Annotated in this window: 17 protein-coding genes and 1 riboswitch; of the genes, 5 read left to right on the forward strand and 12 right to left on the reverse strand. The window is 72.9% G+C overall.

From position 1 onward, the window contains the following. Nucleotides 1-192: 192 nt before the first annotated feature. The 7 genes from ABD223_RS09685 to cobN all read right to left on the reverse strand — a co-directional run bounded on the left by ABD223_RS09685 (nucleotide 193) and on the right by cobN (nucleotide 13,677). Nucleotides 193-2,985, reverse strand: coding sequence for a cellulose binding domain-containing protein (locus ABD223_RS09685; protein WP_344035679.1), 2,793 nt, complete (start codon nucleotides 2,983-2,985; stop codon nucleotides 193-195). A gap of 471 nt (nucleotides 2,986-3,456) precedes the next feature. Then, nucleotides 3,457-4,491 carry a LacI family DNA-binding transcriptional regulator gene (locus tag ABD223_RS09690; protein WP_344035680.1) on the reverse strand — a complete coding sequence of 345 codons (1,035 nt, stop codon included), beginning with the start codon at nucleotides 4,489-4,491 and terminating at the stop codon, nucleotides 3,457-3,459. Next, entirely contained in the window at nucleotides 4,488-5,894 is a 1,407-nt protein-coding gene (locus ABD223_RS09695) for a GH1 family beta-glucosidase (protein WP_344035883.1), read from the reverse strand. Before ABD223_RS09695 ends, ABD223_RS09690 begins: the two co-directional genes overlap by 4 nt. 11 nt (nucleotides 5,895-5,905) lie before the next feature. Then, complete coding sequence (locus tag ABD223_RS09700) at nucleotides 5,906-6,799, reverse strand: carbohydrate ABC transporter permease (protein ID WP_344035681.1); 894 nt, start codon at nucleotides 6,797-6,799, stop codon at nucleotides 5,906-5,908. Next, nucleotides 6,799-7,803: a carbohydrate ABC transporter permease gene (locus tag ABD223_RS09705; protein ID WP_344035682.1), complete on the reverse strand. Its 1,005-nt coding sequence runs from the start codon at nucleotides 7,801-7,803 to the stop codon at nucleotides 6,799-6,801. The genes ABD223_RS09700 and ABD223_RS09705 overlap by 1 nt, the downstream gene beginning before the upstream one ends. Beyond that, on the reverse strand, nucleotides 7,803-9,089 hold the full coding sequence (locus ABD223_RS09710; protein WP_344035683.1) for an ABC transporter substrate-binding protein: 1,287 nt from the start codon (nucleotides 9,087-9,089) through the stop codon (nucleotides 7,803-7,805). The genes ABD223_RS09705 and ABD223_RS09710 overlap by 1 nt, the downstream gene beginning before the upstream one ends. A 1,045-nt stretch (nucleotides 9,090-10,134) precedes the next feature. After that, a complete protein-coding gene (cobN, locus tag ABD223_RS09715) occupies nucleotides 10,135-13,677 on the reverse strand; it encodes a cobaltochelatase subunit CobN (RefSeq protein WP_344035684.1) in 3,543 nt (1,180 codons plus the stop codon). Nucleotides 13,678-13,732: 55 nt separating this feature from the next. Next, nucleotides 13,733-13,803: riboswitch (cobalamin riboswitch) on the reverse strand. A gap of 52 nt (nucleotides 13,804-13,855) precedes the next feature. Here cobN and ABD223_RS09720 point away from each other — a divergent pair. Genes ABD223_RS09720 through cobJ form a run of 3 tightly spaced genes read left to right on the forward strand, consistent with a single transcriptional unit; the run spans nucleotide 13,856 to nucleotide 16,940 of the window. After that, entirely contained in the window at nucleotides 13,856-14,863 is a 1,008-nt protein-coding gene (locus ABD223_RS09720) for a hypothetical protein (RefSeq protein WP_344035685.1), read from the forward strand. Continuing rightward, the gene (locus ABD223_RS09725; RefSeq protein ID WP_344035686.1) at nucleotides 14,860-15,486 is read left to right on the forward strand and encodes a precorrin-8X methylmutase; all 627 of its coding nucleotides are present in this window, start codon (nucleotides 14,860-14,862) and stop codon (nucleotides 15,484-15,486) included. Before ABD223_RS09720 ends, ABD223_RS09725 begins: the two co-directional genes overlap by 4 nt. After that, the gene (cobJ, locus tag ABD223_RS09730) at nucleotides 15,483-16,940 is read left to right on the forward strand and encodes a precorrin-3B C(17)-methyltransferase (RefSeq protein ID WP_344035687.1); all 1,458 of its coding nucleotides are present in this window, start codon (nucleotides 15,483-15,485) and stop codon (nucleotides 16,938-16,940) included. Before ABD223_RS09725 ends, cobJ begins: the two co-directional genes overlap by 4 nt. On the opposite strand, the gene ABD223_RS09735 is transcribed toward cobJ, so the two are convergent. After that, a complete protein-coding gene (locus tag ABD223_RS09735) occupies nucleotides 16,915-17,622 on the reverse strand; it encodes a cobalt-precorrin-6A reductase (RefSeq protein ID WP_344035689.1) in 708 nt (235 codons plus the stop codon). The genes cobJ and ABD223_RS09735 overlap by 26 nt on opposite strands. 20 nt (nucleotides 17,623-17,642) lie before the next feature. Here ABD223_RS09735 and ABD223_RS09740 point away from each other — a divergent pair, with 20 nt between their 5' ends. After that, nucleotides 17,643-18,740, forward strand: a complete 1,098-nt coding sequence (locus tag ABD223_RS09740) for a cobalt-precorrin-5B (C(1))-methyltransferase (RefSeq protein WP_344035690.1) — start codon at nucleotides 17,643-17,645, stop codon at nucleotides 18,738-18,740. Here ABD223_RS09740 and cobM read toward each other — a convergent pair. Genes cobM through ABD223_RS09755 form a run of 3 tightly spaced genes read right to left on the reverse strand, consistent with a single transcriptional unit; the run spans nucleotide 18,713 to nucleotide 21,014 of the window. Continuing rightward, on the reverse strand, nucleotides 18,713-19,456 hold the full coding sequence (gene cobM / locus ABD223_RS09745) for a precorrin-4 C(11)-methyltransferase (protein ID WP_344035691.1): 744 nt from the start codon (nucleotides 19,454-19,456) through the stop codon (nucleotides 18,713-18,715). The genes ABD223_RS09740 and cobM overlap by 28 nt on opposite strands. Then, nucleotides 19,453-20,622 carry a precorrin-6y C5,15-methyltransferase (decarboxylating) subunit CbiE gene (gene cbiE / locus ABD223_RS09750; RefSeq protein WP_344035692.1) on the reverse strand — a complete coding sequence of 390 codons (1,170 nt, stop codon included), beginning with the start codon at nucleotides 20,620-20,622 and terminating at the stop codon, nucleotides 19,453-19,455. The genes cobM and cbiE overlap by 4 nt, the downstream gene beginning before the upstream one ends. Next, nucleotides 20,619-21,014, reverse strand: coding sequence for a pyridoxamine 5'-phosphate oxidase family protein (locus tag ABD223_RS09755; RefSeq protein ID WP_344035693.1), 396 nt, complete (start codon nucleotides 21,012-21,014; stop codon nucleotides 20,619-20,621). The genes cbiE and ABD223_RS09755 overlap by 4 nt, the downstream gene beginning before the upstream one ends. 183 nt (nucleotides 21,015-21,197) lie before the next feature. Between ABD223_RS09755 and srmL the strand changes: the two genes are divergently transcribed. Further along, complete coding sequence (gene srmL, locus ABD223_RS09760; protein WP_344035694.1) at nucleotides 21,198-22,241, forward strand: PheS-related mystery ligase SrmL; 1,044 nt, start codon at nucleotides 21,198-21,200, stop codon at nucleotides 22,239-22,241. Here srmL and ABD223_RS09765 read toward each other — a convergent pair. After that, entirely contained in the window at nucleotides 22,217-23,977 is a 1,761-nt protein-coding gene (locus tag ABD223_RS09765) for an aminotransferase class V-fold PLP-dependent enzyme (RefSeq protein ID WP_344035884.1), read from the reverse strand. The genes srmL and ABD223_RS09765 overlap by 25 nt on opposite strands. Nucleotides 23,978-23,983 lie beyond the last annotated feature (6 nt).

A 23,983-nucleotide genomic window follows, 5' to 3' on the forward strand; every position in this document is an offset into this window, starting at 1 on the left:
CGGGGGGCGCTGTCCGGGGGAGGCCGCATCCTCCGGAACCCCACCGGCGCCGCGATCCACTTCCCGGGAGCGTCCGGCACGCTCCCGGGAAGTGGCACTGCTGTTCGCGGCGAGCGCCGGTGGGGTCCTGGCGGCCCCGGCGGCGCAGCCCGGGTCTTGCGACCGCGCCGCCGGGGCCGAACGAGGGCACCGCTAGGCGGTCGAACAGGTCCTGCCGTTCAGGGTGAAGCCGGTGGGTGTGACGTTGCTGCCCTGCCAGCTCGCCTGGAAACCGAATTCCACCGAGCCACCCGCGGCGACGGTCCTGTTCCATCCCTCGTTGGTCACCGAGACGGCGGCGCCCGACTGGGTCGCCCTGCCGTTCCAGCTGTTGGTGATCTGCTGGCCGTTCGCGAACGACCAGCCGAGGTCCCAGCCCGTGATGGCGCCGGTCCCCCGGTTGGCGAGCCTCACCGAACCGGTGAAGCCACCTCTCCACTGGTTGACGACCTTGTACTCCACCGAGCACGAGGCCGGTGGCGCAGTGGTGGTGGTCGTCGTCGTGGTGGTCGTAGTGGTCGTGGTCGTCGAGGGCGGCCACGGGTGGGTGGTCACGATCGGGCCGTCCGGGTCGGCGACGAGGATGCCGCGGCCGTTGGTGCCCAGGTAGACGCGCCCGTAGACCCTCGGGTCCCCGGTGATCGCCTCGCCCATGTTGCCGTACTGGTGGGCGTCGTCGTTGATGCGCACCCAGCCCGAACCCACCCCGTCGTACCCGAGGTCCTCGGACCGGAAGACGCCGTCCACGCCGATGCCGACGGTCAGCACCGCGAAGATCGTCGGGTAGGTCTTGCCGGGCGCGGCCTTGCCGAACCCGATGTTCACGCCCCGGCCGACGTGGCTGTTGCGCTTGACCGTGGCGCCGGAGTCGGTCGAGCGGTACAGGCCGCCCTGGCCGACCAACCAGACGTCGCCCTCGTGGCCGGGGGTCGCCTTGAGCCTGGTGGCGCCCGGCGCCTCCGCGCCCGCGGTGAACGTCGCGCCGCCGTCGGTGCTGGTGTGGAGGCGACCGCCGGCCAGGGCGTAGAACTTGTTCGGGTTCACCCGGTCGGACTCGACGACCGCGCCCGCCGGCACGCCCGCGGACGGCGCCCACGAGGTGCCGAAGCCGATCGAGTGGTGGACGCCCGCGCCGGCCGGCGACCACACGAACCGGCTGCCGTCGGCCGCCGCCGCGACCGTGCCGCCACCGGTGACGCCCGCCGGTTCGGAGCCCGCGAACCAGTTCACGCCCGCGTCGGTGGAGAACGCCACGTTCGGCTGGTCGTCGACGTTGCCGGAGCGCACCACCACCGAGGAGTTGCCCTCGGCGTAGTCCAGGCTGGTGGTCGTGGTGAAGTTCGGCTGGGTGAACATCATCGGCGGCACGCGGGTCAGGTCGGTGTGCCGGAACCCGCCGATGTCGCCCAGGCCGCTGATCAGCGGCGCGTCACCGGTGGGCGGGCTGATCAGGTCGAGCACCGCGGTCTCCTCCAGGCCCGCCGCGCTCGGCTTGATCGTGATCTGCTCGCCGGCGTCCCACTTCAGCAGGTCGGTGCTGCCGTAGACGGTCGCGCCGGTGCCGTAGAGCATCCGGTCGGAGTCGAACGGGTCGATCTCCAGCGACTCCACCATCCAGCCGAGCTTCGGCGCGACCTCGGGCGGCTGCGGGTTCGCGCCCCAGCTCAGCCACGGCGAGGAGCTGATGTCCATCCGGTAGCGGAAGCTCCGGTCGGGGTAGTCGGTGAAGTCCCAGGCCCGGGTCCACGTGGCGCCGCCGTCGGTGCTGCGGAAGAGGATGACGTCGGGCCACCAGGAGATCTGGCTGGCGACCATCAGCGTGTCCGGGTCCTGCCGGTCCACGGTCAGGCCGCTGTAGCCGAAGTGGGCCTCGGGGCTGGTCGAGGGGACGGGGCTGATCCGCGTCCAGGCCCCGGTGGCGGTGTCGTGCTTCCACACGTCGCCCTTGCCGCCGTCGTACGGGCCGCCGGTGTCGCTGGTGGCCAGGTAGAGGAAGCCGCCCTCGGTGTCCAGCACGCCCTTGTGGGCGATGTAGCCGGTCGGCTGGTCCGCCAGCCGGGTCCACGTCGCGCCCGCGTCGGTGCTGCGGTAGACGGTGTTGTCCTTGTCGGCGACGCCCGCGTAGATGGTCTTCGAGGGGCTGCCGGGCGAGGACGACCTGGGGTCGTGGGTGATCCAGACGACGCCCTGGATGTCGTTGGCGTAGCCGTTGGGGTCGTTCGGGTCGGCGACGTAGTTGCCCGGGTTGGGGAAGCTCGTGACCTGCGACCACGTGGCGCCGCGGTCGGTGCTGCGCCACAGGCCCTTGCCGCTGGGCGCGCCGAAGTGCAGGACGCGGCCGTCGTTCGGGTCGACGGCCAGCCGCTCGCCCATGCCCCGTCCGGGCATGTTGCCGCCGACCTTGAACGGCAGCTCGGCGACCTGCCAGGTGCGGCCCCGGTCGGACGAGCGCAGGATCGCGCCGTTGTTCGGGTCCCAGCTGTTGGTGTACATGCCGACCGCGGCGTAGACGCGCTCGGCGTCGGTGGGGTCGGGCGCGATGCTCGCCACGCCGTTGTAGCCCCACCGGTCCCAGCCGACCCAGTCGAGCAGGGGGGTCCAGCGGCCGGTGGCCCGGTCCCGCCGGTAGGCGCCGCCGATGTCGGTGCGGGCGTAGACCAGGTCCTGCTCAGCCTGGCTGAACACGATGCCCGGCACGAAGCCGCCGCCCTCGATCTCCGCGTTGCGCCAGCGGTGCTCTTGGACGACCTCCGCCACGGAGGAGGTGTCCACCTGGGGCGCGGGCGAGTCGGGGCTGGTCGCGCTGGTGACCGCGACCAGGCCGAACGCGGCGAGGACGCCGGAGGTCAGCGCCAGCAACCTCTTCGCGAGTCCGCTCCCCCCGTCCGCGCGGCGGCGGGCGCCGTGCGGTACCGGGTACCGGGCCGGGGTGGCTCTGGCTGCCATCGTGCCTGCGCTCCTTTGCGCGGGGGGTGGGAGGAGGCGGGGGCGAGAGGGAACCGCCTCCTCCCAGGCTCTCCGGGGTGCGCGGGCGCCGGGTCGCGGGTCGGTGCCCGGTGCCGGCGCGGTCGCGCTCCGGGGGCGCTCGGTGTTTCTGGGAGCGCTCCCAGACTGTGTTAAGGGACGTTAGCCAGGCCGATCGGCACTCAGCAAGAGGCTCGGCTACGCCATCCGAGTGATGTTCCGTGAACGAGGCGGTTCAACCGATCGAATGACCGAGCGAAAAGGACTCGCGGTGCGAAACGGACGGAATGCCGGACCTCGGGAACGCGCGGAACCGGCCGAGGGCCGGGCCTTGAACGCGCAGAACGGACAGAACGCCAAGCCCCTGGACCCGCGGACCGCGCCGAACGCCCGGCCCCGGACGCGCGGAACCGGCCGGCGGACGTGCCGCCGACCGGTTCGCGGAGGTCGTGCTCAGGCGCTCACGCGGGTGACCATCGAGGTCGGCAGGAGCAGGAACGGCGGGAGGTTCTCCTCCCCTGCCAGCTCCGCCATCAACCGCCACGTCATGGTGCGGCCCAACTGCTCCACGTCCTGGCGGATCGTGGTCAGCGGCGGCACCGCGGTCGAGGCGATCATCAGGTCGTCGAAGCCGACCACGGCCACGTCGTCGGGCACCTTCTTGCCGTGCGCGTGCAGGGTCTGGAGCGCGCCCAGGGCCATGATGTCCGCGCCGACGAACACCGCGTCCAGCGCCGGTTCCCGCCGGAGCAGGTCGGCCATGGCCGCCGCGCCGCTCTCCGGGGTGAAGTCCGTCGCGTAGGCCACCAGGTCGGCGTCCATCCGGGCCTGGCTGATGCCGCGCTTCCAGCCCGAGAGCCGGTCCATGCCCACCGCCATGTCCCGGGGACCGGCGATGGTGGCGATGCGCCGGCGACCCAGCGAGACCAGGTAGCGAGCCGCCTCCATGGCGCCGTTGAAGTTGTCGGAGTCCACATAGGGCACTCCGCCCGCGCCGAGGGGCCTGCCGCCGACGACGGTCGGCAGGCCCGCGTCGGCGAGCGTGCGGGGCAGCGGGTCCTGGCCGTGCAGGCTGATCACCAGCACGCCGTCCACGTGGCCGCCGCAGAGGTAGTTCACCAGGTCCTGCTCGTCCCCCTCCTTGCTCATCATGAGGACGAGCTGGACCCGCTTGCCCGCCAGCTCGGCGTTCACGCCGCGCAGCACACCGGCGAAGAACGGGTCCGCCAGCACGCGGCTGCCCTGCTCGGAGACGACCAGGGCGATGCAGTTCGCCCTGCTCCCCGCGAGCGTCCGGGCGGCCTGGTTGGGGCTGTAACCGAGCTGCGTGATGGCCTGGTGGACGGCCTCGCGCGCCTTGGAGCTCACGTACGGCTCGCCGTTGATCACCCGGGACACGGTCGACTTGGACACCCCGGCGGCACGAGCGACCTCCTCCAGCCGGGTGTTCGGTCGTCGTGCTTTGGGCGGTTCAACGGCATCGGTCACGGAGCGACCGTCGCCGCGAGAGCGTTGCCACGGGCAACCTGCGAGTACCACATGGCGCTCATCTTAGGCGTCCGGACCTGGGTCTCGTAGTCGACATGCACGATCCCGAACCGCTTGGCGTAACCCTCGGCCCACTCGAAGTTGTCCATGAGCGACCACGCGAAGTAGCCGCGCAGGTCGACGCCTTCCCGGATGGCCGCGTGGGCCGCCCGGAGGTGGGAGTCGATGTAGTCGCGGCGCTCCACGTCGTTGATCGCGCCGTCCTCGTCGACGGCGTCCCGGTACGCGGCCCCGTTCTCGGTCACGTACAGCGGGATGCTCGGGTAGTCCTCGTGCACCCGCTTGAGCACCTTGTACAGGCCGTTCGGCTCGACCTCCCAGTCCATGTCCGTCCGGGGCAGGCCCCGGCTGGGGAACGTGACGTGCTCGGCGCCCACCCAGGGTGAGCCGGTCGGGCGACGCCCATTGGTCTGGACCGGCGCGTCGGACTCCGCCGCGGGGGTGCCGCTGACGAAGTGCTCGGCGTAGTAGTTGACGCCCAGCTGGTCCAACGGCGCGGAGATGATCTCCAGGTCGTTCTCGCGGATGTGCTTGGAGAACCCGTAGGGCTCCAGGTCCGCGACGATGTCGGCCGGGTACTCCCCCTTGAACAGCGGGTCGAGGAAGATCCGGTTCTGGAGGCCGTCCAGCCTGCGGGCGGCGTCCAGGTCGGCCGGGTCGTCCGGGTCCGCCGGGATGATCGGGTACATGTTCAGCGTGATCCCGATCTTGGCGGCCGGCGTCTGCTCCCGGATGGCCGCGGTGGCCAGGCCGTGCGCGAGCAGCAGGTGGTGCACGGCGGCCACGGCGGCCTCCGGCTCCTGGCGGCCCGGGGCGTGGATGCCCGCGGCGTAGCTGAGCAGCGACGAGCACCACGGCTCGTTCAGCGTGGTCCAGTTGGTCACCCGGTCGCCCAGCGCGCCGACGACCGACTCGGCGTACTCCGCGAAGCGGTACGCCGTGTCGCGGTTGGCCCAGCCGCCCGCGTCCTCCAGCGTCTGCGGGAGGTCCCAGTGGTAGAGGGTCAGCCACGGGGTGACGTTGTTCTCCAGCAGCTTGTCGACCAGCCGGGAGTAGAAGTCCAGGCCCGCCTGGTTGACCGGACCCGCGTCGGGGCGGATGCGCGGCCAGGCGGTGGAGAACCGGTACGCGTGCAGCCCGAGGTCGACCATCAGCTGGACGTCCTCGTCGACGCGGTAGTAGTGGTCCGCGGCGGGGTCCCCCGTGTCACCGCCCACCACCGCACCCGGCGTCTTGCAGAACGTGTCCCAGATGGACGCGGTGCGACCGTCCGCGGTGGTCGCGCCCTCGATCTGGAACGCCGCGGTCGCGGCGCCCCACACGAATCCCTCGGGAAAGGAAATCGACTCCACAGCTACCCCTTCACAGCACCCTGCATGATCCCGGCGACGATCTGCCGACCGAGTACGAGGAAGACGATCAAGATCGGGACCGTGGCCATCGTGGTCCCGGCGAGCACGAGCGTGTTGTCGACGTAGTAGCCGCTCTGGAGCTTCTCCAGGGCGACCTGCATGGTCGGGTCGGACGGGTCGAGCACGATCAGCGGCCAGAGGAAGTCGTTCCACGACGTCATGAACGTGAAGATGCCGAGCATGGCCGCCGCCGGGCGCACCGCGGGCAGGCACACGTGCCAGAACGTGCGGATCATGCTGCAACCGTCCATGCGGGCGGCCTCGATCAGCTCGTCGGGCACGGCGTCGGCGATGTACTGGCGCATCCAGAACACGCCGAAGGCGGTCACCAGGTTGGGCACGATGACCGCGCCGAGCGTGCCGGACCACCCCAGCTCCGACATCGTCATGAAGAGCGGGATGATGCCGAGCTGGGTGGGCACGGCCAGGGTGGCGACGACGAACACCATCAGCGGGCCGCGACCCTTGAACCGCAGCTTCGCGAACGCGAATCCCGCCAAAGTGGACAGGATGACCACCGACAGGGTGACCGTGCCGGAGACGATGACGCTGTTGCCCAGCGCCTTCCAGAACGGGATGGTGTCGAGCACGCGGTTGGCGTTGGCGAAGAAGTTGCCGCCCGGGATCAGCGGCGGGTCGCCCTTGATGTCCGCGTCGTTGTGGCTGGCCACCACGTAGGACCAGTAGAACGGGAACGCCGAGCCCAGGATGAAGGCGATCAGGATGCCGTAGACGGTGAACCCAGGGCGGCGGTCGGACAGCGTGCCCTTGCCCTTCCCGGCGCCCTTGTCCGGCGGCCGCTCGACGACGGTCCGACGCCCGTGGATGACGGCCATCATGATCCTCCGGTGGATGCGAGTCGCCTGGTGATCAGGAAGTTGACGCCGGCGATCCCGATGATGACCAGGAACAGGACCCAGGCGATCGCTGACGCGTAGCCGAGGTCGAAGCCCTCGAAGCCGGACTGGTACATGTAGAGCACGACGGTCTGGTACTGGTTCTGCGAACCGCCGTTGTTGCTGCCCGCGGGCGCGAACAGCTTCGGCTCGGTGAAGATCTGGAGACCGCCGATGGTCGAGGTGACCACCACGAAGATCATCGTCGGGCGCAGCAGCGGCAGGGTGATGCTGAAGAACTGGCGCATCTTGCTCGCGCCGTCCACCCAGGCCGCCTCGTAGACGTCGCGCGGGATGGCCTGCATGGCGGCCAGCACGATCAACGCGTTGTAGCCGGTCCAGCGCCAGTTGACCATGGTGGCGATGGCGACGTGGCTCCACCAGCGCTCGGCCTGCCAGTCGATCCGGTCGATCCCGACGAACTCCAGGATGTTGTTGACCATGCCGTACTGCGGGCCGAACAGGTTGGCGAAGATGATCGTCAGCGCCACCAGGCTGGCCACGTAGGGCAGCAGCACGCCCATGCGCCAGGCGGTGCGCCCGCGCAGCGCGGTGTTGAGCAGGGCGGCCAGCAGCACCGCCACGACCACCTGGGGACCGCTGGAGAGCACGAAGATGCTCAGCGTGTTGACCATCGCGTTCCAGAACTGCGAGTCGGCCAACAGCGTGGTGTAGTTGTCCAACCCGACGAACGGCTGCTCGTCGGCGCCCATCTCCCAGTCGAAGAGGGAGAGGTAGGCGGTGTACAGCAGCGGGAACAGGCCCACGAGGCCGAACACGATGAAGAACGGTGCGATGTAGAGGTACGGCGAGACCTTGACGTCGAGGTGGGTCAGCCGGTGCCGCCAGTTCACCTTGGCGGGCGTGATGTCATCGTTGTCTTCGCGCCGCGGCGGGCGGGGCTCGGCGCCCCGCCCGCTCGTGACCGTCAATTCGGTCGTCATTACTTGGCAGCCTTCTTGGCTCCCTCGACGACCGTGTTCCACGCGTCCGCGCCGGAGGTGCCCTGCTCGACCGACTGGAGGGCCGGGGCAATCACGTTCTCCTGGATCGCGCCGTCCTCAGGGCCCTTGTACTGGGCCGCCGGGACCTTGTTCGCCTGCTCGGCGAAGAGCAGACCGACCTTCTCGCCGCCGAAGTACTCGTCGGTCTGGTTCAGCAGCTCGGGCGAGATCAGGGCCTGGGTCTGGCTCGGGAAGGTGCCCTTGGCCTTGAAGGCCTTGATCTGCTGCTCGGGCGCGGTCAGCCACGCGGCCAGCTTGGCGGCCTCTTCCTTGTTCTTGCCCTGCGTCGGGACGGCCAGGTACGAACCGCCCCAGTTGCCGCCGCCACCCGGGAAGGAGGCGCTGACGGCCCACTTGCCCTTGTGCTCGGGGCCGGAGTTCTCGCGGATGCCGCCCAGCATCCAGGACGGGCAGACCTTGGTGGCGAACGCCGACTCCTTGAAGCCGCGCTTCCACTCGTCGCTCCACGCGACCAGCTTCGCCGACTGGCCACCCTCGACGGCCTTGACGACCTGCTCGAAGAGCTTCTTGTCGTTGTTGGTCTCGATGGCGAGCTTGTCGTCGGCGTCGAAGTAGCCGACCTTCTCCTGGTTGTGCATCGGGTTGAAGACCTGGGAGGCGGAGTCGAACCACGCCTTGCCGGTGGCCTTCACGTACTGGTCACCCGCCGCGAAGTAGGAGTCCCAGTTCTCGAACAGCGCCTTGACGCCCTCGGCGTCGGACGGCATGTTGGCGGCCTCGAGGAGGTCCTTGCGGTAGCACATCGCCAGCGGGCCGATGTCGGTGCCGTAACCGATCAGCTTGCCGTCCTTGGTGGTGACGGCGTCGACCTTCCACTGGAGCCAGCGGTCCTCGCGGACGTCCGACGGACCGATCTTCTTCAGGTCCTCGAACTTGCTGGACTGGGCCATGACCTTGGCCAGGTAGCCCTCTTCGATGCCCTCGATGTCGGCGAGACCGGAGCCGGCGGTCAGCTTGGTGAAGAGGTTCTGGTGGTGGGGCGCACCCTGACCGGTCTTGCGCTGCTCGATCTTGACGTTCGGGTTGGCCGCCTCGTACTCCTTGAAGAGTTCCTCGTAGCCGAACTCGTTGAACGTGGCGATCGTCAGCACGGTCTTGCCATCGGAAGTGGTGGTGGAACCACCCGAGCCACAGGCCGTAGCGGCCAGGGCGACCACTGCGGTACAGGCCAGCGCCTTGGCCAAGCCCGCTCTACGGTAGCGCACGAGAACTCCTCAGTTGATCGGCGGTGAACGTTCTGGGAGCGCTCCCAGGTTTTGGGGGAGTGTGGTTCGCGCCACGGAGTTGTGTCAAGCTCTCGTGTCCGCGCTGTTACCGACGTTGCGACATTTGCGCCGCTGGAACGATTCTGGTAGCCGGGTGCCGGATGGTCCGTTCAGGCACCTTGCGTAGACCGGTCGGACACGCTCGGTTTACCCCTCGGGTGGACCATACCCCCGCGACCTGCGAGTTCTTCCTTTCGCACCTCAGAGTCACACGTTCACCACTCACGGACCCGGAGTCGGCGTCTCAGTTGTGGATCTGTTGTAGATCCGTTTCCAACTGAGCACACGGCCAAGCCGGGGTCGCACAGCGAGTGATGTGATCAGCACCGAACACGGTCCTCGCACTGCCGGAACGCGCAGCCAGACCGCAGCAGTGCGGGAACGCGCCTCCGGAACGCACTGCCGAACGCGCCTCCGGAACGCACAGCCGGAACGCACAGCCACTCGCACAACGCACATAACCACCTACGGACATCGCGCGCTCGTGAACTGCGGGGCAGCTCGTGTTCCCCCGTATGGCCTGGGCGCAGCCCTACCGCGCTTGTCAAGGGGTTCCGGGCGCTTTATCCGGAACCCCTTGACAAGGGTGGTTGCCTTTGGCAGGCCATGCGGGGGAACACGAGCTTGTGCTCTTCCCCCCGGAGGTCTGCCCAGCGGCGAGCGTGGCTCGTGAACCGTTGCTCGAACGTGAACGCCGGGTTCACGGGAAAAGAGCAGCTCGCCGCATGGCAGGCCGCCAGGAGGGGGAAAAGCGGGCTCGTCCTCTCCCGCATGGCCTGCCAAAGGCAACCACACTTGTCAAGGGGTGTCGCGAAGGGCGTGCGACACCCCTTGACAAGCGCGGTCGGGCTGCGCCCAGGCCATACGGGAGAGGACGAGCGCGGTGACCTTTGTTCATTTGGTTCGTGCCGCCTGCGGCGGTCGGGGTGGGCGGGGCGGCCGGGGTGGGCGGTTGAGGGCGGTGACCGGGGGCGGTCGGTGTCGGTCAGTCTTGTTCCAGGTCGCCCTCGGTCTGGAGGTAGACCGCTTGCAGGGCTTCCAGGGTGTTCGGGTCCGGGTGCTCCCACATGCCCCTGTTGGCGGCTTCCAGCAGGCGTTCGGCGATGCCGTGGAGGGCCCAGGGGTTGGACTCCGTCATGAACTTCTGGTTCTCGGGGTCCATGACGTAGGTGGCGGCCAGTTGTTCGTACATCCAGTCCGCCACCACGCCGGTGGTGGCGTCGTAGCCGAAGAGGTAATCGACGGTGGCGGCCAGTTCGAATGCGCCCTTGTAACCGTGCTTGCGCATCGCGGCGAGCCAGCGGGGGTTGACCACCCGGGCCCGGAAGATGCGGTTGGTCTCTTCGTGGAGGGTTCGGGTGCGGACGTTCTCCGGGCGGGTGTTGTCGCCGATGTAGGCGGCCGGGGCTTTTCCGGTGAGGGCGCGGACCGTGGCGATCATGCCGCCGTGGTATTGGAAGTAGTCGTCCGAGTCGGCGATGTCGTGTTCGCGGGTGTCGATGTTCTTCGCAGCTACGGCGATGCGCTTGTAGGCCGTTTCCATGTCGGCCCGCGCTTCCGTCCCGTCGAGGTCGCGGCCGTAGGCGTAGCCGCCCCAGACCGCGTAGACCTCGGCCAGGTCGGCGTCGTCGCGCCAGTTGCGGCTGTCGATGAGCGGGAGGAGGCCCGCGCCGTACGCGCCCGGTTTGCTGCCGAAGATGCGCAGGGTGGCGCGGCGGGGGTCGTGGTGGACCGCCAGGTCGGCTTGGGTGTGGGCGCGGACGTGGTTGTCGGCGGGGTCCTCGTCCAGGTCGGCCACGAGGTGGACGGCGTCGTCGAGCAGTGCGACCACGTGCGGGAACGCGTCGCGGAAGAAACCGCTGATGCGGACCGTGACGTCGATTCGCGGGCGGCCCAGTTCCGCGAGCGGGATCGCTTCGAGGCCGGTCACGCGGCGGGACTGGTCGTCCCAGGTGGGCCTGACGCCCATCAGGGCGAGGACCTCGGCGATGTCGTCGCCGGACGTGCGCATGGCGCTGGTGCCCCAGACCGACAGTCCGACGGAGGGCGGCCACTCCCCCGTGTCCTCGCGATAGCGGGCGAGCAGCGAGTCGGCCATGGCCTGGCCCGTTTCCCAGGCCAGGCGGGACGGCACCGCCTTGGGGTCGACGGAGTAGAAGTTGCGGCCGGTGGGCAGGACGTTGACCAGGCCGCGCAGCGGCGAGCCGGAGGGGCCGGCCGGGACGTAGCCGCCGTCGAGGGCGTGGAGGACGTTGGTCAGCTCGTCGGTGGTGCGGGCCAGGCGCGGGACCACCTCGTCGGCCGCGAACTCCAGGATCCGCGCCACGTCCTCGTCGTCGGTGAGGGTGCGGGCGGTGGCGCGGTCCCAGCCCGCGTCCTCCATCGCCTGGACCAGGGCGCGGGCCCGCGCCTCGACGCGGTCGGTGGCGGTGCGGTCGGTGGTGTCGAGGCCGAGGGCTTCGCGGAGGCCGGGCAGCGCCGCCGTCCGGCCCGCCCACATCTGCCTGGCCTGGAGGATCGCCAGGACGAGGTTGACGCGGGCCTCGCCGGTGGGCGCCTGGCCGAGGACGTGGAGGCCGTCGCGGATCTGGACGTCCTTGATCTCGCACAGCCAGCCGTCGACGTGGAGCAGGAGGTCGTCGAACTCGGCGTCGTGCGGGCGGTCCTCCAGGCCGAGGTCGTGGTCCAGCTTGGCGGCCTGGATGAGGGTCCAGATCTGGGCCCGGATGGCCGGGAGCTTGGCCGGGTCCATGGCGGCGATGGCGCCGTGCTCGTCGAGGAGCTGTTCGAGCCTGGCGATGTCGCCGTAGCTGTCGGCGCGGGTCATCGGGGGCACGAGGTGGTCGACGAGGGTGGCGTGGGCGCGGCGCTTGGCCTGGGTGCCCTCACCGGGGTCGTTGACCAGGAACGGGTAGATGAGCGGGAGGTCGCCGAGGGCGGCGTCGGGGCCGCAGGACGCGGACATGCCGGCGGTCTTGCCGGGCAGCCACTCCAGGTTGCCGTGCTTGCCGACGTGGACGACGGCGTCGGCCCGGAACTCCTCTTCGAGCCAGCGGTAGGCGGCCAGGTAGTGGTGGCTCGGGGGCAGGTCCGGGTCGTGGTAGATGGCGATGGGGTTCTCGCCGAAGCCGCGCGGCGGCTGGACCATGACGACGACGTTGCCGGAGCGCAGGGCCGCCAGGACGATGTCGGAGCCGTCCACGAAGAGGGTGCCCGGCGCTTCGCCCCAGTGGTGCTCCATGGCCTCTTTGAGGTCGTCGGGGAGCGTGTCGTGCCAGGCCCGGTAGCGGCTCGCCGGCAGGCGGACGGGGTTGCCGCGCAGCTGTTCCTCGGTGAGCCAGTCGGGGTCCTGGCCGCCCGCGGCGATGAGGGCGTGGATGAGGGCGTCGCCGTCCTGGTTGTCCACGCCGGGCAGGTCGTCGCCGATGTCGTAGCCGCGGTCGCGCAGCGCGGCGAGGAGGCCGACGACGCTGGCCGGGGTGTCCAGGCCGACGGCGTTGCCGATGCGCGAGTGCTTGGTGGGGTAGGCGGAGAGCATGACGGCGACGCGGCGCTCCGCGGGCGGCACGTGGCGGAGCCTGCCGTGGCGGACGGCGAGGCCCGCGACGCGGGCGGCGCGCTCGGGGTCGGCCACGTAGACGGTGAGGCCGTCCTCGTCGACCTCCTTGAAGGAGAACGGGACGGTGATGATGCGGCCGTCGAACTCGGGGATCGCGACCTGGGTCGCGGTGTCCAGCGGTGACAGCCCGTCGTCGTTCTCGTCCCAGGCCGCGCGGCTGGTGGTGAGGCAGAGCCCCTGGAGGATGGGGACGTCGAGGGCCGCCAGGGCGCCCACGTCCCACGCGTCGTCGTCGCCGCCCGCCGACGCGGTGGCGGGCTTGGTGCCGCCCGCGGCCAGGACGGTGACGACGAGGGCGTCCGCGGTGCGCAGCTCGGCGAGCAGGCCCTCGTCGGCGGAGCGCAGGGAGGCGCAGAAGATCGGCAGCGGGGCGCCGCCCTTGGCCTCGATCGCGTCGCAGAGGGCGTGCACGAAGGCCGTGTTGCCGGCCACGTGGTGGGCCCGGTAGTACAGGACGGCGACGGTGGGGCCGTCGCCCTTCCGCTCGCGGTCGAGCAACCCCCACGCGGGGGCCGGTTCCGGCGCGTTGAAGCCGTGGCCGGTGAGCAGGACCGTGTCGGACAGGAAGTGGTGCAGCTGGGCGAGGTTGGTCGCGCCGCCGTGGGCCAGGTAGGCGTGCGCCTCGGCGCAGACGCCCGCGGGGACGGTCGACAGCTCCATCAGCTCGGCGTCGGGGTGCTGCTCGCCGCCCAGGACGACGACGGGGCGCGGACCGGCCAGGAGGGCGTCCAGGCCCTCCTCCCACATGCGCCGCCCGCCCAGGATGCGGACGACGACCAGGTCGACGTCCCGCAGCAGGTCGGGCAGGTCCTCGGGGGCGGTGCGGGCCGGGTTGGCCAGGCGGTAGCCGACGCCGCTCGCGCGGGCGGACAGCAGGTCGGTGTCGGAGGTCGACAGCAGCAGGATCACGTGCGGGCTCCATCCCTCGGGGGTCCTCGCCCCAGGTCGTAGGGGACGGCGGGCGGAGTTCCTGACTCCCGGGGACTGCCCCCGGTCACAGTGGCGGGACCGCGCCGGATTCGCACCGGCTTCCTCCTGTTGCTTCGCCGTTCGGAGGTCACCCTAGTTGGTGGTTAGCATCCAGCCCATGTCCACCGACCGAGATCGCCCGGACGCCTGCCCCGGCGCCGTCGAGGTGCACCGCGCCGCCGACGGCGGGCTGGCGCGCGTGCGGGTGCCCGGCGGCACCCTGAGCGCCGCCCGGTGGGACGTGCTGCGCACCGCCGCGCTGGAGCTGGGCGACGGCGCCCTTGAGCTGACCTCGCGGGCGAACGTGCAGCTCAGGGGCCTCGCGGAGGGAGCGGAGTCGGAACTGGCGGCGCGGCTGCGCGAGGCCGGGCTGCTGCCCTCGCTGACGCACGAGCGGGTGCGGAACGTCGTCGCCGACCCGCTGGCGGACAACCAGGCGCTGGTCGACGCGATCGACGCGGCGCTGTGCGCGGCGCCGGAGCTGGCCGACCTGCCCGGCCGCTTCCTGGTCACCGTCGGTCGCGGTGTCAGCGGCCTGGCGGGTGACGTCGGGCTGGTCGGTGACGCGTTGTTCCTGGCCGGTGTCGATTCAGGGATCCGGGTGACCGACCCGGTGGCGGCGGTGGTGAGGGTGGCGCGGCTGTTCCGGGAGCTGCGCGGCAACGCCTGGCGGCTGTCCGAAGTGGACGGCGGTGTGGGGAAGATCACCGCGGCGCTGGGCGGCGCGGGCGACGAGCGGCTGCCCGCCGTTGTGACGCCCGTCGCACCGGGGCCCGTCGGTTCGGTCGTCGTCGCCGGGGTGCCGCTGGGGCGGTTGGACGCCCGGCTGCTGGCCGGTGTGCCCGTCCGGGTGACGCCGTGGCGGAGCGTGGTGGTGCCGCTGGGCACCGACACGACGGGGTTGTTCACGTCGGCGGACTCGCCGTGGCACGGGGTGAGCGCGTGCACCGGGCGGCCGGGGTGCGCGAAGTCGTTGAGCGACGTGCGGGCCGATGTCGCCCGGTGGGTCGGCGCCCCGCACGCGGGCCGCGTGCACTGGTCGGGCTGCGCGCGGCGGTGCGGGCGGCCGGCCGGGGACGTCGTGGAGTTCGTCGCCACCGGCGACGGGTACGAGGAGATCAGGTGACCAGCTACGTCAGGGACGGCGCGGAGATCTACCGCCGGTCGTTCGCCACCATCCGGGCCGAGGCCGACCTGGGGCGCTTCCCCGCGGACGTGGCGCGGGTGGTGGTCCGGATGATCCACGCGTGCGGCATGGTCGACCTCGTCGACGACGTGGGCTTCTCGCCGGGCGTCGTGCGGGCGGCGCGGGAGGCGCTGCTGGCCGGCGCGCCGGTGCTGTGCGACGCGCAGATGGTGGCCTCGGGCGTGACCAGGCGGCGGCTGCCCGCCGACAACGAGGTGCTGTGCCTGCTGGGCGACCCGCGGGTGCCCGCGCTGGCCGAGGAGCTCGGCAACACGCGCAGCGCCGCGGCGCTGGAGCTGTGGGGCGAGAGGATGGGCGGCGCGGTGGTGGCGATCGGCAACGCGCCCACGGCCCTGTTCCACCTGCTGGACCTGGTCGCCGCGGGCGCGCCGAAGCCCGCCGCGGTGCTGGGCGTGCCGGTCGGCTTCATCGGCGCGGCCGAGTCGAAGGACGCGCTGGCGGACAACCGCCTGGGGCTGGAGCACCTGGTCGTGCGCGGGCGTCGCGGCGGCAGCGCCATGACCGCCGCGGCGGTCAACGCGATCGCGAGCGAGGAAGAATGAGCGGCAAGCTATACGGCGTCGGGGTGGGTCCGGGCGACCCGGAGCTGGTGACCGTCAAGGCGGCGCGGCTGATCTCCGAGGCGGACGTGGTGGTGTTCCACAGCGCGCGGCACGGCCGGAGCGTGGCGCGCCGGGTCGCCGAGCCCTACCTGCGGCCGGGTCAGGTCGAGGAGCAGCTGGTCTACCCGGTGACGACCGAGGACTCGGACGACTACCAGGGCGAGATCGACGCCTTCTACGAGGAGTGCGCGCGGCGGCTGGCCGCGCACCTCGACGCCGGGCGCGTGGTGGTCGTGCTGGCGGCGGGCGACCCGTTCTTCTACGGGTCGTACATGCACCTGCACAAGCGGCTGGCGCACCGGTACGAGGCCGAGGTGGTGCCCGGGGTGACGTCGGTCAGCGCGGGCGCGGCGGTGCTCGGCCGGCCGCTGGTGGAGCGGGACGAGGTGCTGACCGTGCTGCCGGGCACGCTGCCCGCCGACGCGCTGGTCGAGCACCTGGCGGGCGGCGACCCGGTGGCGATCATGAAGCTGGGTCGGACGTTCCCGCAGGTGCGGGCGGCGCTGGAGCGGGCCGGGCGGCTGGACGAGGCGTGGTACGTGGAGCGGGCCACCACCGGCGGGCAGCGCACCGCGCCGCTGTCCGAAGTGGACGCCGGGAGCGTGCCCTACTTCTCGCTGGCGGTGCTGCCCAGCAGGGGGCAGCGGCGGCGCGAGGCCCGCGGCGAGGTCGTCGTGGTCGGGCTCGGCCCGGCCGGGCCGGAGTGGCTGACGCCGGAGGCGCGGCGGGCGCTGACCGAGGCCGATGACCTGGTCGGGTACGTGACGTACCTGAACCGGGTGAACGCCAGTCCGCGGCAGCGGGTGCACGCCTCGGACAACAAGGTGGAGTCCGAGCGCGCCGCGTTCGCCCTGGACCTGGCCAAGCGGGGGCGGCGGGTCGCGGTGGTGTCGTCGGGCGACCCGGGCGTGTTCGCGATGGCGAGCGCGGTGCTGGAGGTCGCGGACGAGGAGCAGTTCGCCGACGTGCCGGTGCGCGTGCTGCCGGGGCTGACCGCGGCGCACGCGGTGGCCAGCCGGGTCGGCGCGCCGCTCGGGCACGACTACTGCGTGGTGTCGCTGTCGGACCGGCTCAAGCCGTGGGACGTCATCGAGGGCAGGTTGGAGGCGGCGGCGAGGGCGGACCTGGTGCTCGCCGTCTACAACCCCGCGTCCCGGAGCCGCACGTGGCAGGTCGAGTCGGCGCGGGAGGTGCTGCTGCGGCACCGGTCGCCGGACACGCCCGTGGTGATCGGGCGCGACGTCGGCGGTCCGGAGGAGGACGTGCGGGTGGTGCGGCTGGCCGACCTGGACGCGTCCACCGTGGACATGCGGTGCCTGCTGCTGGTCGGCTCCTCGCAGACCCGGTGGACCGCGCGCGGCGCGGTGTTCACCCCGCGCCGCTACCCGCGGTGAGCCAGGCCACGGCCTCCTCGACCGTCTCCACCAGCGGCGCGTCGGGCGCGGGCGGGCGGCGCACCACGACCACCGGCAGGCCCAGGTGACGGGCGGCGGCCAGCTTGGCCGCCGTCATCGGGCCGCCGCTGTCCTTGGTGACCAGGACCTCGACGGCGTGCTCGCGCAGCAGCGCCAGCTCGCCGTCGAGGGTGTAGGGGCCGCGGTCGAGGACCACGGTCAGGCCCGGCGCCGGGTCCTCCGGCGGGTCGACGGTGCGGGCCACGCCGGTGGTGAAGCGGGCCAGCTCCTGGCGGCCGGTGGTGATGAAGGCGCGCCTGCCCCGCACCGCGGCGGCCGCGTCGGCGACGGTGTCCACGTAGGTCCAGTCGTGCTGCGGCGGCCACGGCGGTCGGCGCAGCACCAGGAACGGCGTGCCGGTCTCCGCGGTGGCGGCCGCGGCGTTGGCGGTGATGCGTTCGGCGAACGGGTGCGTGGCGTCCACGAGCGCGTCGACGCGCTCGGCCCGCAGGTAGTCGACGAGACCCGGCACGCCGCCGAAGCCGCCGACGCGCACCTCGCCCGGCGGCAGCCTCGGCGCGCTCACCCGGCCCGCCAGCGAGGAGATCACCCTGAGGCCCGTGAGGGCTCCGGCGAGCGCGCGGCCCTCCCCGGTGCCACCCAGGACCAACACGGTCCTCACGGTTGTTGCATCCTGATGTCGTGAGCACGGAACTGCGCTTCGGCTGGACGACGGGCGCCTGCGCGACGGCCGCGACGACCGCCGCCTACACGGCGCTGCTCACCGGCGAGTTCCCCGACCCGGTCGGCATCGTGCTGCCCAAGGGGCAGACGCCGTCCTTCGCGCTGGCCCGGGAGGAGCTGGGCGCGGGCTTCGCCGCCGCCTTCGTGGTCAAGGACGCGGGCGACGACCCGGACGTCACGCACGGCGCGCTGGTCGGCGCGACGGTCCGGCCGGGCGAGCCGGGCTCCGGCGTCGTGTTCCGCGCCGGGCCGGGCGTCGGCACGGTGACCAAGCCGGGCCTGCCGCTGGACGTCGGCGAGCCCGCGATCAACCCCGTGCCGCGCCGGATGATGCGCGAGCACGTCGAGCGGGTGGCGCGCGAGCACGGCGGCAGCGGCGACGTGGTCGTGGAGGTCTCCGTGGCGCACGGCGAGGAGCTGGCGCGCCGCACGTGGAACCCGCGGCTGGGCATCCTGGGCGGGCTGTCGATCCTGGGCACCACCGGGATCGTGGTGCCGTACTCGTGCTCGGCGTGGATCGACAGCATCCGGCGCGGCGTCGACGTGGCGCGCGCGGCCGGCCGCGCGCACGTCGCCGGGTGCACCGGCAGCACGTCGGAGAAGGTCGCGGCGGAGCTGCACGGGCTGCCGGAGGACGCGCTGCTGGACATGGGCGACTTCGCCGGGGCGGTGCTGAAGTACCTGCGGCGCCACCCCGTGCCGCGGCTGACCGTGGCGGGCGGGATCGGCAAGCTGTCCAAGCTCGCCGACGGCCACCTGGACCTGCACTCGGGCCGGTCGCAGGTCGACCTGGGCTTCCTGGCGTCGCTGGTGGGCGACGACGACGTGGCCGCCCGGGTGCGGGCGGCCAACACGGCGCTGGGCGCGCTGCGGGTGTGCCAGGAGGCCGGTGTGCCGCTGGGCGACCTGGTGGCGGCGCGGGCGAAGGCCGTGGCGGAGGGGGTGCTGCGGGGCGCGCCGGTGGAGGTGGACGTGGTGGTGATCGACCGGGCGGGGACCGTGGTCGGGCGCGCGGGCGGGCCGGCGGGTCACGAGCGGCAGCGGTCGGCCGAGTAGAGGTGGCTGTCGGGGAAGCCCTCGGCGGTCAGCACGCGGCCCACCACGATCACGGCGGTGCGCCTGATCCCGGCGGCCAGCACCTGGTCGGCGATGGTGGCCAGGGTGCCCCGGAGGACCTCCTCGTCGTCGCGGCTGGCCCGCGCCACCACGGCCACCGGGCAGTCCGGGCCGTGGTGGGGCAGCAGGTCGGCCACCACCTCGGTGATCCGCTGCACGGCCAGGTGCAGCACGAGCGTGGCGCCGGTCGCGCCGAGCGCGCCCAGGTCCTCCCCCGGCGGCATGGGGGTGGCGCGGGCGGCGGTGCGGGTGAGCACGACGGTCTGGCCCACGCCGGGCACGGTCAGCTCGCGGTTCAGCGCCGCGGCCGCCGCCGCGAAGGCGGGCACGCCCGGGGTCACGTCGTAGGGGATGGCCAGGGCGTCGAGGCGGCGCATCTGCTCGGCCACCGCGCTGAACACCGACGGGTCGCCGGAGTGCAGGCGGGCCACGTCGTGGCCGGCGGCGTGCGCGTCGGCCAGCTCGCCGACGATCTCGTCGAGGGTGAGCGACGCGGTGTCCACCAGGCGGGCGCCCGGCGGGCAGTGCGCGAGCACCTCGGTGGGCACGAGCGCGCCCGCGTACAGGCACACGGGCGACTCGGCGAGCAGGCGGGCGGCGCGCAGGGTCAGCAGGTCGGGCGCGCCGGGGCCCGCGCCGATGAAGTGGACGGTCACCGGTCCTCCTCGGTCTGGGTTCGGGTGTCGGGCTTGGTCACGGCCCACGTGGTCACGGGCAGGTGGGGCCGCCAGGCGGTGAAGCCGCCGACGGCGGCGGCGCGGCTGACCTCCAGCCGGGTCAGGTCGCCGCCCAGGCGCGCCCGCCAGCGGGTGAGGACGGCCTCGGACTCCAGGGTGACGGCGTTGGCGACCAGGCGGCCGCCCGGCCGCAGGGCTTCCCAGCAGCGCTCCACCACGCCCGGCGCGGTCAGGCCGCCGCCGATGAACACCGCGTCCGGCGGGTCCAGGTCCAGCGCGCCGGGCGAGTCGCCCACCACGACGCGGATGCCGGGCACGCCCAGGGCGGTGGCGTTGCGGGTGACGCGGGCGGCGCGGTCCGGGTGCCGCTCGACGGCGATCGCCCGGCACGCCGGGTGGGCGCGGCACCACTCGACGGCGATGCTGCCCGCGCCCGCGCCCACGTCCCACAGCAGCTCGCCGGGGCGCGGCGCGAGCAGCGCCAGGGTCACCGCGCGCACCTCGCGCTTGGTCAGCTGCCCGTCGTGCTCGTAGGCGTCGTCGGGGAGGCCGGGGGTGGTCGACGCGCCGTCGCGGCCGCACTCCAGGGCCAGCACGTGCAGCGGGTCGGCGTCGTCGAGGTCGTGGTGGACGCGTTCGCGCGGGCCGCCGAGCTGCTCCAGGACGGTGACCCGGGCGTCCGGGGCCAGGGCCGCGACCTCGCGGGGCGCGCCGCCGAGCACCAGGACGCGCCGGCCGGGGTGCAGGTGCGGCACGAGCAGCGCGGCGGGCTTGCCGACCAGGCTCACCACCGCCACCTCGTCCAGCGCCCAGCCCAGCCGCGCGCACGCCAGCGACGCCGACGACGGGTGCGGCACGGCCCGCACCCGGTCCGCGCCCAGCAGCCGGACCAGGGTGGAGCCGATGCCGTGGAACATCGGGTCGCCGCTGGCCAGCACGGCGACCCGCCGGCCGCGGTGGCGCTCCAGCAGCCCGGGCAGGGCGGGCAGCAGCGGCGAGGGCCACGGGACCCGCTCGAAGTCGCCCGGGACGAGGTCGAGCTGCCGGGCGCCGCCCATCAGCACGTGGCAGGAGGCGATCTCGTGGCGCGAGGCGTGCGGGAGCCCGTCCCACCCGTCGGCGCCGATGCCGACCACGACGATCACCGGGCGGTGCCCAGCACGCGGGTCACGGTGATCTCGATGACCACCCGCTCGGGGTTGGGGCGCGGCGTGCGGTAGCGCCGGGCGTACCGCTGCTCGGCGTCCGCGACGGCGTCGGGTTCGCGGCGGACCACGGCCCGGCCCTCCAGCGTCGACCAGCGGGCGCCGTCGACCTGGCACACCGCGACGGGCGCGCCCGCCTCGCCCGCGGCCTCGACGTGGCGGACCTTGCGCGAACCGCCCGAGGTGATCACGCGCGCGGTGCCCGCCTCCACGTCCAGCGTGACGCCGACCGGCACGACGTGCGGCGTGCCGTCCCGCCGGACCGTGGTCAGCGTGCACAGGTGGCGCTCGGTCCAGAACGCGCGGAAGTCCTCGCCCTTGGTCGACAACATGGGTGCATCATGCGGCACGTCCGGGCTAGGGTGGAAAACGTGACGCGCCGATTTAGCCGCCCCCGGCCGGGAGACCCGGTCGTCGGGGCCTGCGGCGTGCGCTGAATCACGCGGTCCCGTCGGCGGACCGGCCAGGGGGTGCTCCCGCACCGTCCAGCCGACTCCCCCGAAAGGGACACCGCGATGACCCGCGACCTCAGCGACCCCGCCTACGGGCCGCACGCGATGCAACTGCTCCTCGACGAGATCCTGGCCGTCCTGCCGGGCGACGTGCGCGTCCTGCGGGACCACCCGGACGTGTCGATCGACGACAACTACACCGCGCTGGGCTACCCGCCCGACGCGATCACCCGCGACGCCCGCTACACGCGCTACACCACCGAGGGCCGGATGTTGCGCAGCCACACCACGGCCATGGTGCCGCCCGCGCTGCGCCTGCTGGGCGCCGCCGACGACTGGGACGACGTGCTGCTCGCGTGCGTCGGCGTGGTGTTCCGGCGGGACGCGGTGGACCGGGTGCACTCGGGCACGCCGCACCAGCTCGACCTGTGGCGGATCTCCCACCACCGGGCGTCGCTGGAGGAGCTGGTGGGCGCGGTGGTCTCGGCGGCCGTGCCGGGCCTGCCGCACCGCACCACGCCCGCCGCGCACCCGTACACGACGGCCGGTCTCCAGGTGGACGTGCTGGTGGACGGCCGGTGGCTGGAGGTCGCCGAGGGCGGCCTGGCGGCCCGGCACGTGCTGGACCGGGCGTGGCTGCCCCGCGACGCGCACGGCCTGGCCCTGGGGTTCGGCCTGGACCGGCTGCTGATGATCCGCAAGGGCGTGCCGGACATCCGGCTGCTGTCGTCCACCGAGCCGCGGGTGGCCGCGCAGATGCTCGACCTGGCCCCGTACCGGCCGGTGTCGCGGCACCCCGCGATCACCAGGGACATCTCGGTGGCGGTCGCGGCGGACGCCGACGCCGAGACCATCGGCGACGTGGCGCGGGACGCGGTGGGCGACCTGGCCGAGGAGGTGCTGGTGGTGGGTGAGACGCCGGTGGCCGAGCTGCCGGCCGCGGCGGTGGCCAGGCTCGGCGCGCACCCCGACCAGAAGAACGTGCTGCTGCGCCTGGTGCTGCGCCACCCGACGCGCACCCTGACCGACGAGGAGGCGAACGCCGCGCGGGACGCCGTGCACGCCGCGGTGCACGAGGGCGATCAGCCCCTGATCTCGTTGAGGTAGTTGTAGATCGTGTACCGGGTGACGCCGAGGACGCCGGCCAGGTGGTCGACGGAGTCGCGGATGAGGAACAGCCCCGCTTCGTCGAGCACGCGCACCACCTGCGACTTGTGGGACTTCTTCATCAGCTCCACGGGCACGCCGACCGCGTCGACGGCGCGTTCGACCAGCAGGCGCTGGAGGGTGTCGACGTCGCCCGGGAACGCCTCGACGGGGCGGGCGGCGCCGGGGGCGGCGCTGCCGGCGAAGCCGTTCTCGGGGAGGCCGTTCCCCGGGAGGCCGTCCTTCGGGAAGCCCTCCTCGGGCCGGCTGTTGACGCACAGGCAGCCGACCGCGACACCGCGCTCGTCGCGCAGGAACACCGTGGACGAGCGGATCACCCGGCCGTCGGGCGCGTAGGTCTCGTAGCCCGCGAGGTCGTGGGTGGTGCCCCGGCGGACCAGGCCGAGCAGCAGGTCGGTCATCGGCCCGCCGACGGCGCGGCCGGTCAGGTCGCCGGCGATGGCGATGATCGAGTCGGGCAGGGCGCCGAGGTCGTGCAGCACGACCTCGGCGCCGGGCCCGAGCGCCGCGGCCAGGCTGTTGACGGTGGGGACGAGGGCGGCGAGCACGTCGTGGGTGACGGGCGGCGCGGCGACCGCCCGGGGCGTGGGTCCGCCCAGCCCCTTGAGCGCTTCGGCGAACCGGCGGAGGGTGCCGGGCGCGGTGGAGGCGTGCGGTGAGACGCGCACGTGCTCCGGGCGCACGGTCGCGGTCACGCCGGCCTCGGCGAGGGCCGCGCCGACCACCGGCGGCGGCAGGCGGGGCAGGGTGAACGCGAGGATGCCCGCGCGCCGCCCGGTCGCGGACACCACCTCGCCGCCGGCGGCGCGGACCGCCTCGGCCAGCGCGTCCGCGTGCTCGGCGACCCGCTGTTCGAGGGCCGCCACGCCGGCCAGCTCGACCAGTTCCAGCGCCGTGGCGAGGGCGCCCGCGGCGACCGGGCTGAGGTTGGTGATCGACCAGCCGGCCGCGCCCTCGCCCACCGGGTGGACGGCGTCGTCGAACAGGCCGGGGTCCTCCGCGCCGGTCCAGCCGGACAGCACCGGGTCCAGGCGCTCCAGGGCGCGGTCGGACAGCGCCAGGAAGCCGGTGGACCAGCCGGCGCGCAGCCACTTCTGGCCGCCGACCACCAGCGCGTCGGCCACCTCCCACGGCTCGTCGACCACGCCGAAGCCCTGGATGCCGTCCACCACCAGCAGCCGGTCGCCGACCACCTCGCGCAGCGCGGCCAGGTCGGCGCGGTGACCGGTGCGGAAGTCCACCGCGCTGACCGACACCGCGGCGGTGGCCGGGGTCAGCGCCGCGCGCACCGCCTCGGGCGTCACCGGGCCGGCGGGCAGCCACGTCACGTCCACGCCGGGCGAGCGGGCCCACGGGTAGGTGTTCGCCGGGAACTCCCCCGCCGGCACCAGCACCCCGCCGCGCAGCCCGAGCGCCAGTTGGAACAGGCCGGTGCTGGTGTTGGGCAGCAGCGTCACGTGGTCGGTGTCGCTGCGGCACAGCCGGGCGGCCGCGGCCCTGGCGCGCAGGTCCTGGCGCATCAGCTCGTCCACGGTGGACGGGCCGGCCGCCGCCGAGGCCTCCAGCAGCCTCGTCGACGCCTCCACCACGGCGTGCGAGGGCGGCCCGAACCGGGCGAAGTCCAGGTACCCCTCCGGCTCGTGGAACTGGACGAGGTAGGAGGACGGGATGCGCATGACCAC

This window comes from Saccharothrix xinjiangensis (genome assembly GCF_039527585.1).
GTDB lineage: Bacteria > Actinomycetota > Actinomycetes > Mycobacteriales > Pseudonocardiaceae > Actinosynnema > Actinosynnema xinjiangensis.

Coding starts and splice junctions, on each gene's coding strand:
- ABD223_RS09765 (WP_344035884.1), bottom strand. CDS start 23,977: ATGCGCATCCCGTCCTCCTACCTCGTCCAGTTCCACGAGCCGGAGGGG.
- ABD223_RS09685 (WP_344035679.1), bottom strand. CDS start 2,985: ATGGCAGCCAGAGCCACCCCGGCCCGGTACCCGGTACCGCACGGCGCC.
- ABD223_RS09700 (WP_344035681.1), bottom strand. CDS start 6,799: ATGGCCGTCATCCACGGGCGTCGGACCGTCGTCGAGCGGCCGCCGGAC.
- ABD223_RS09755 (WP_344035693.1), bottom strand. CDS start 21,014: ATGTTGTCGACCAAGGGCGAGGACTTCCGCGCGTTCTGGACCGAGCGC.
- ABD223_RS09720 (WP_344035685.1), top strand. CDS start 13,856: ATGTCCACCGACCGAGATCGCCCGGACGCCTGCCCCGGCGCCGTCGAG.
- srmL (WP_344035694.1), top strand. CDS start 21,198: ATGACCCGCGACCTCAGCGACCCCGCCTACGGGCCGCACGCGATGCAA.
- ABD223_RS09705 (WP_344035682.1), bottom strand. CDS start 7,803: ATGACGACCGAATTGACGGTCACGAGCGGGCGGGGCGCCGAGCCCCGC.
- cobJ (WP_344035687.1), top strand. CDS start 15,483: ATGAGCGGCAAGCTATACGGCGTCGGGGTGGGTCCGGGCGACCCGGAG.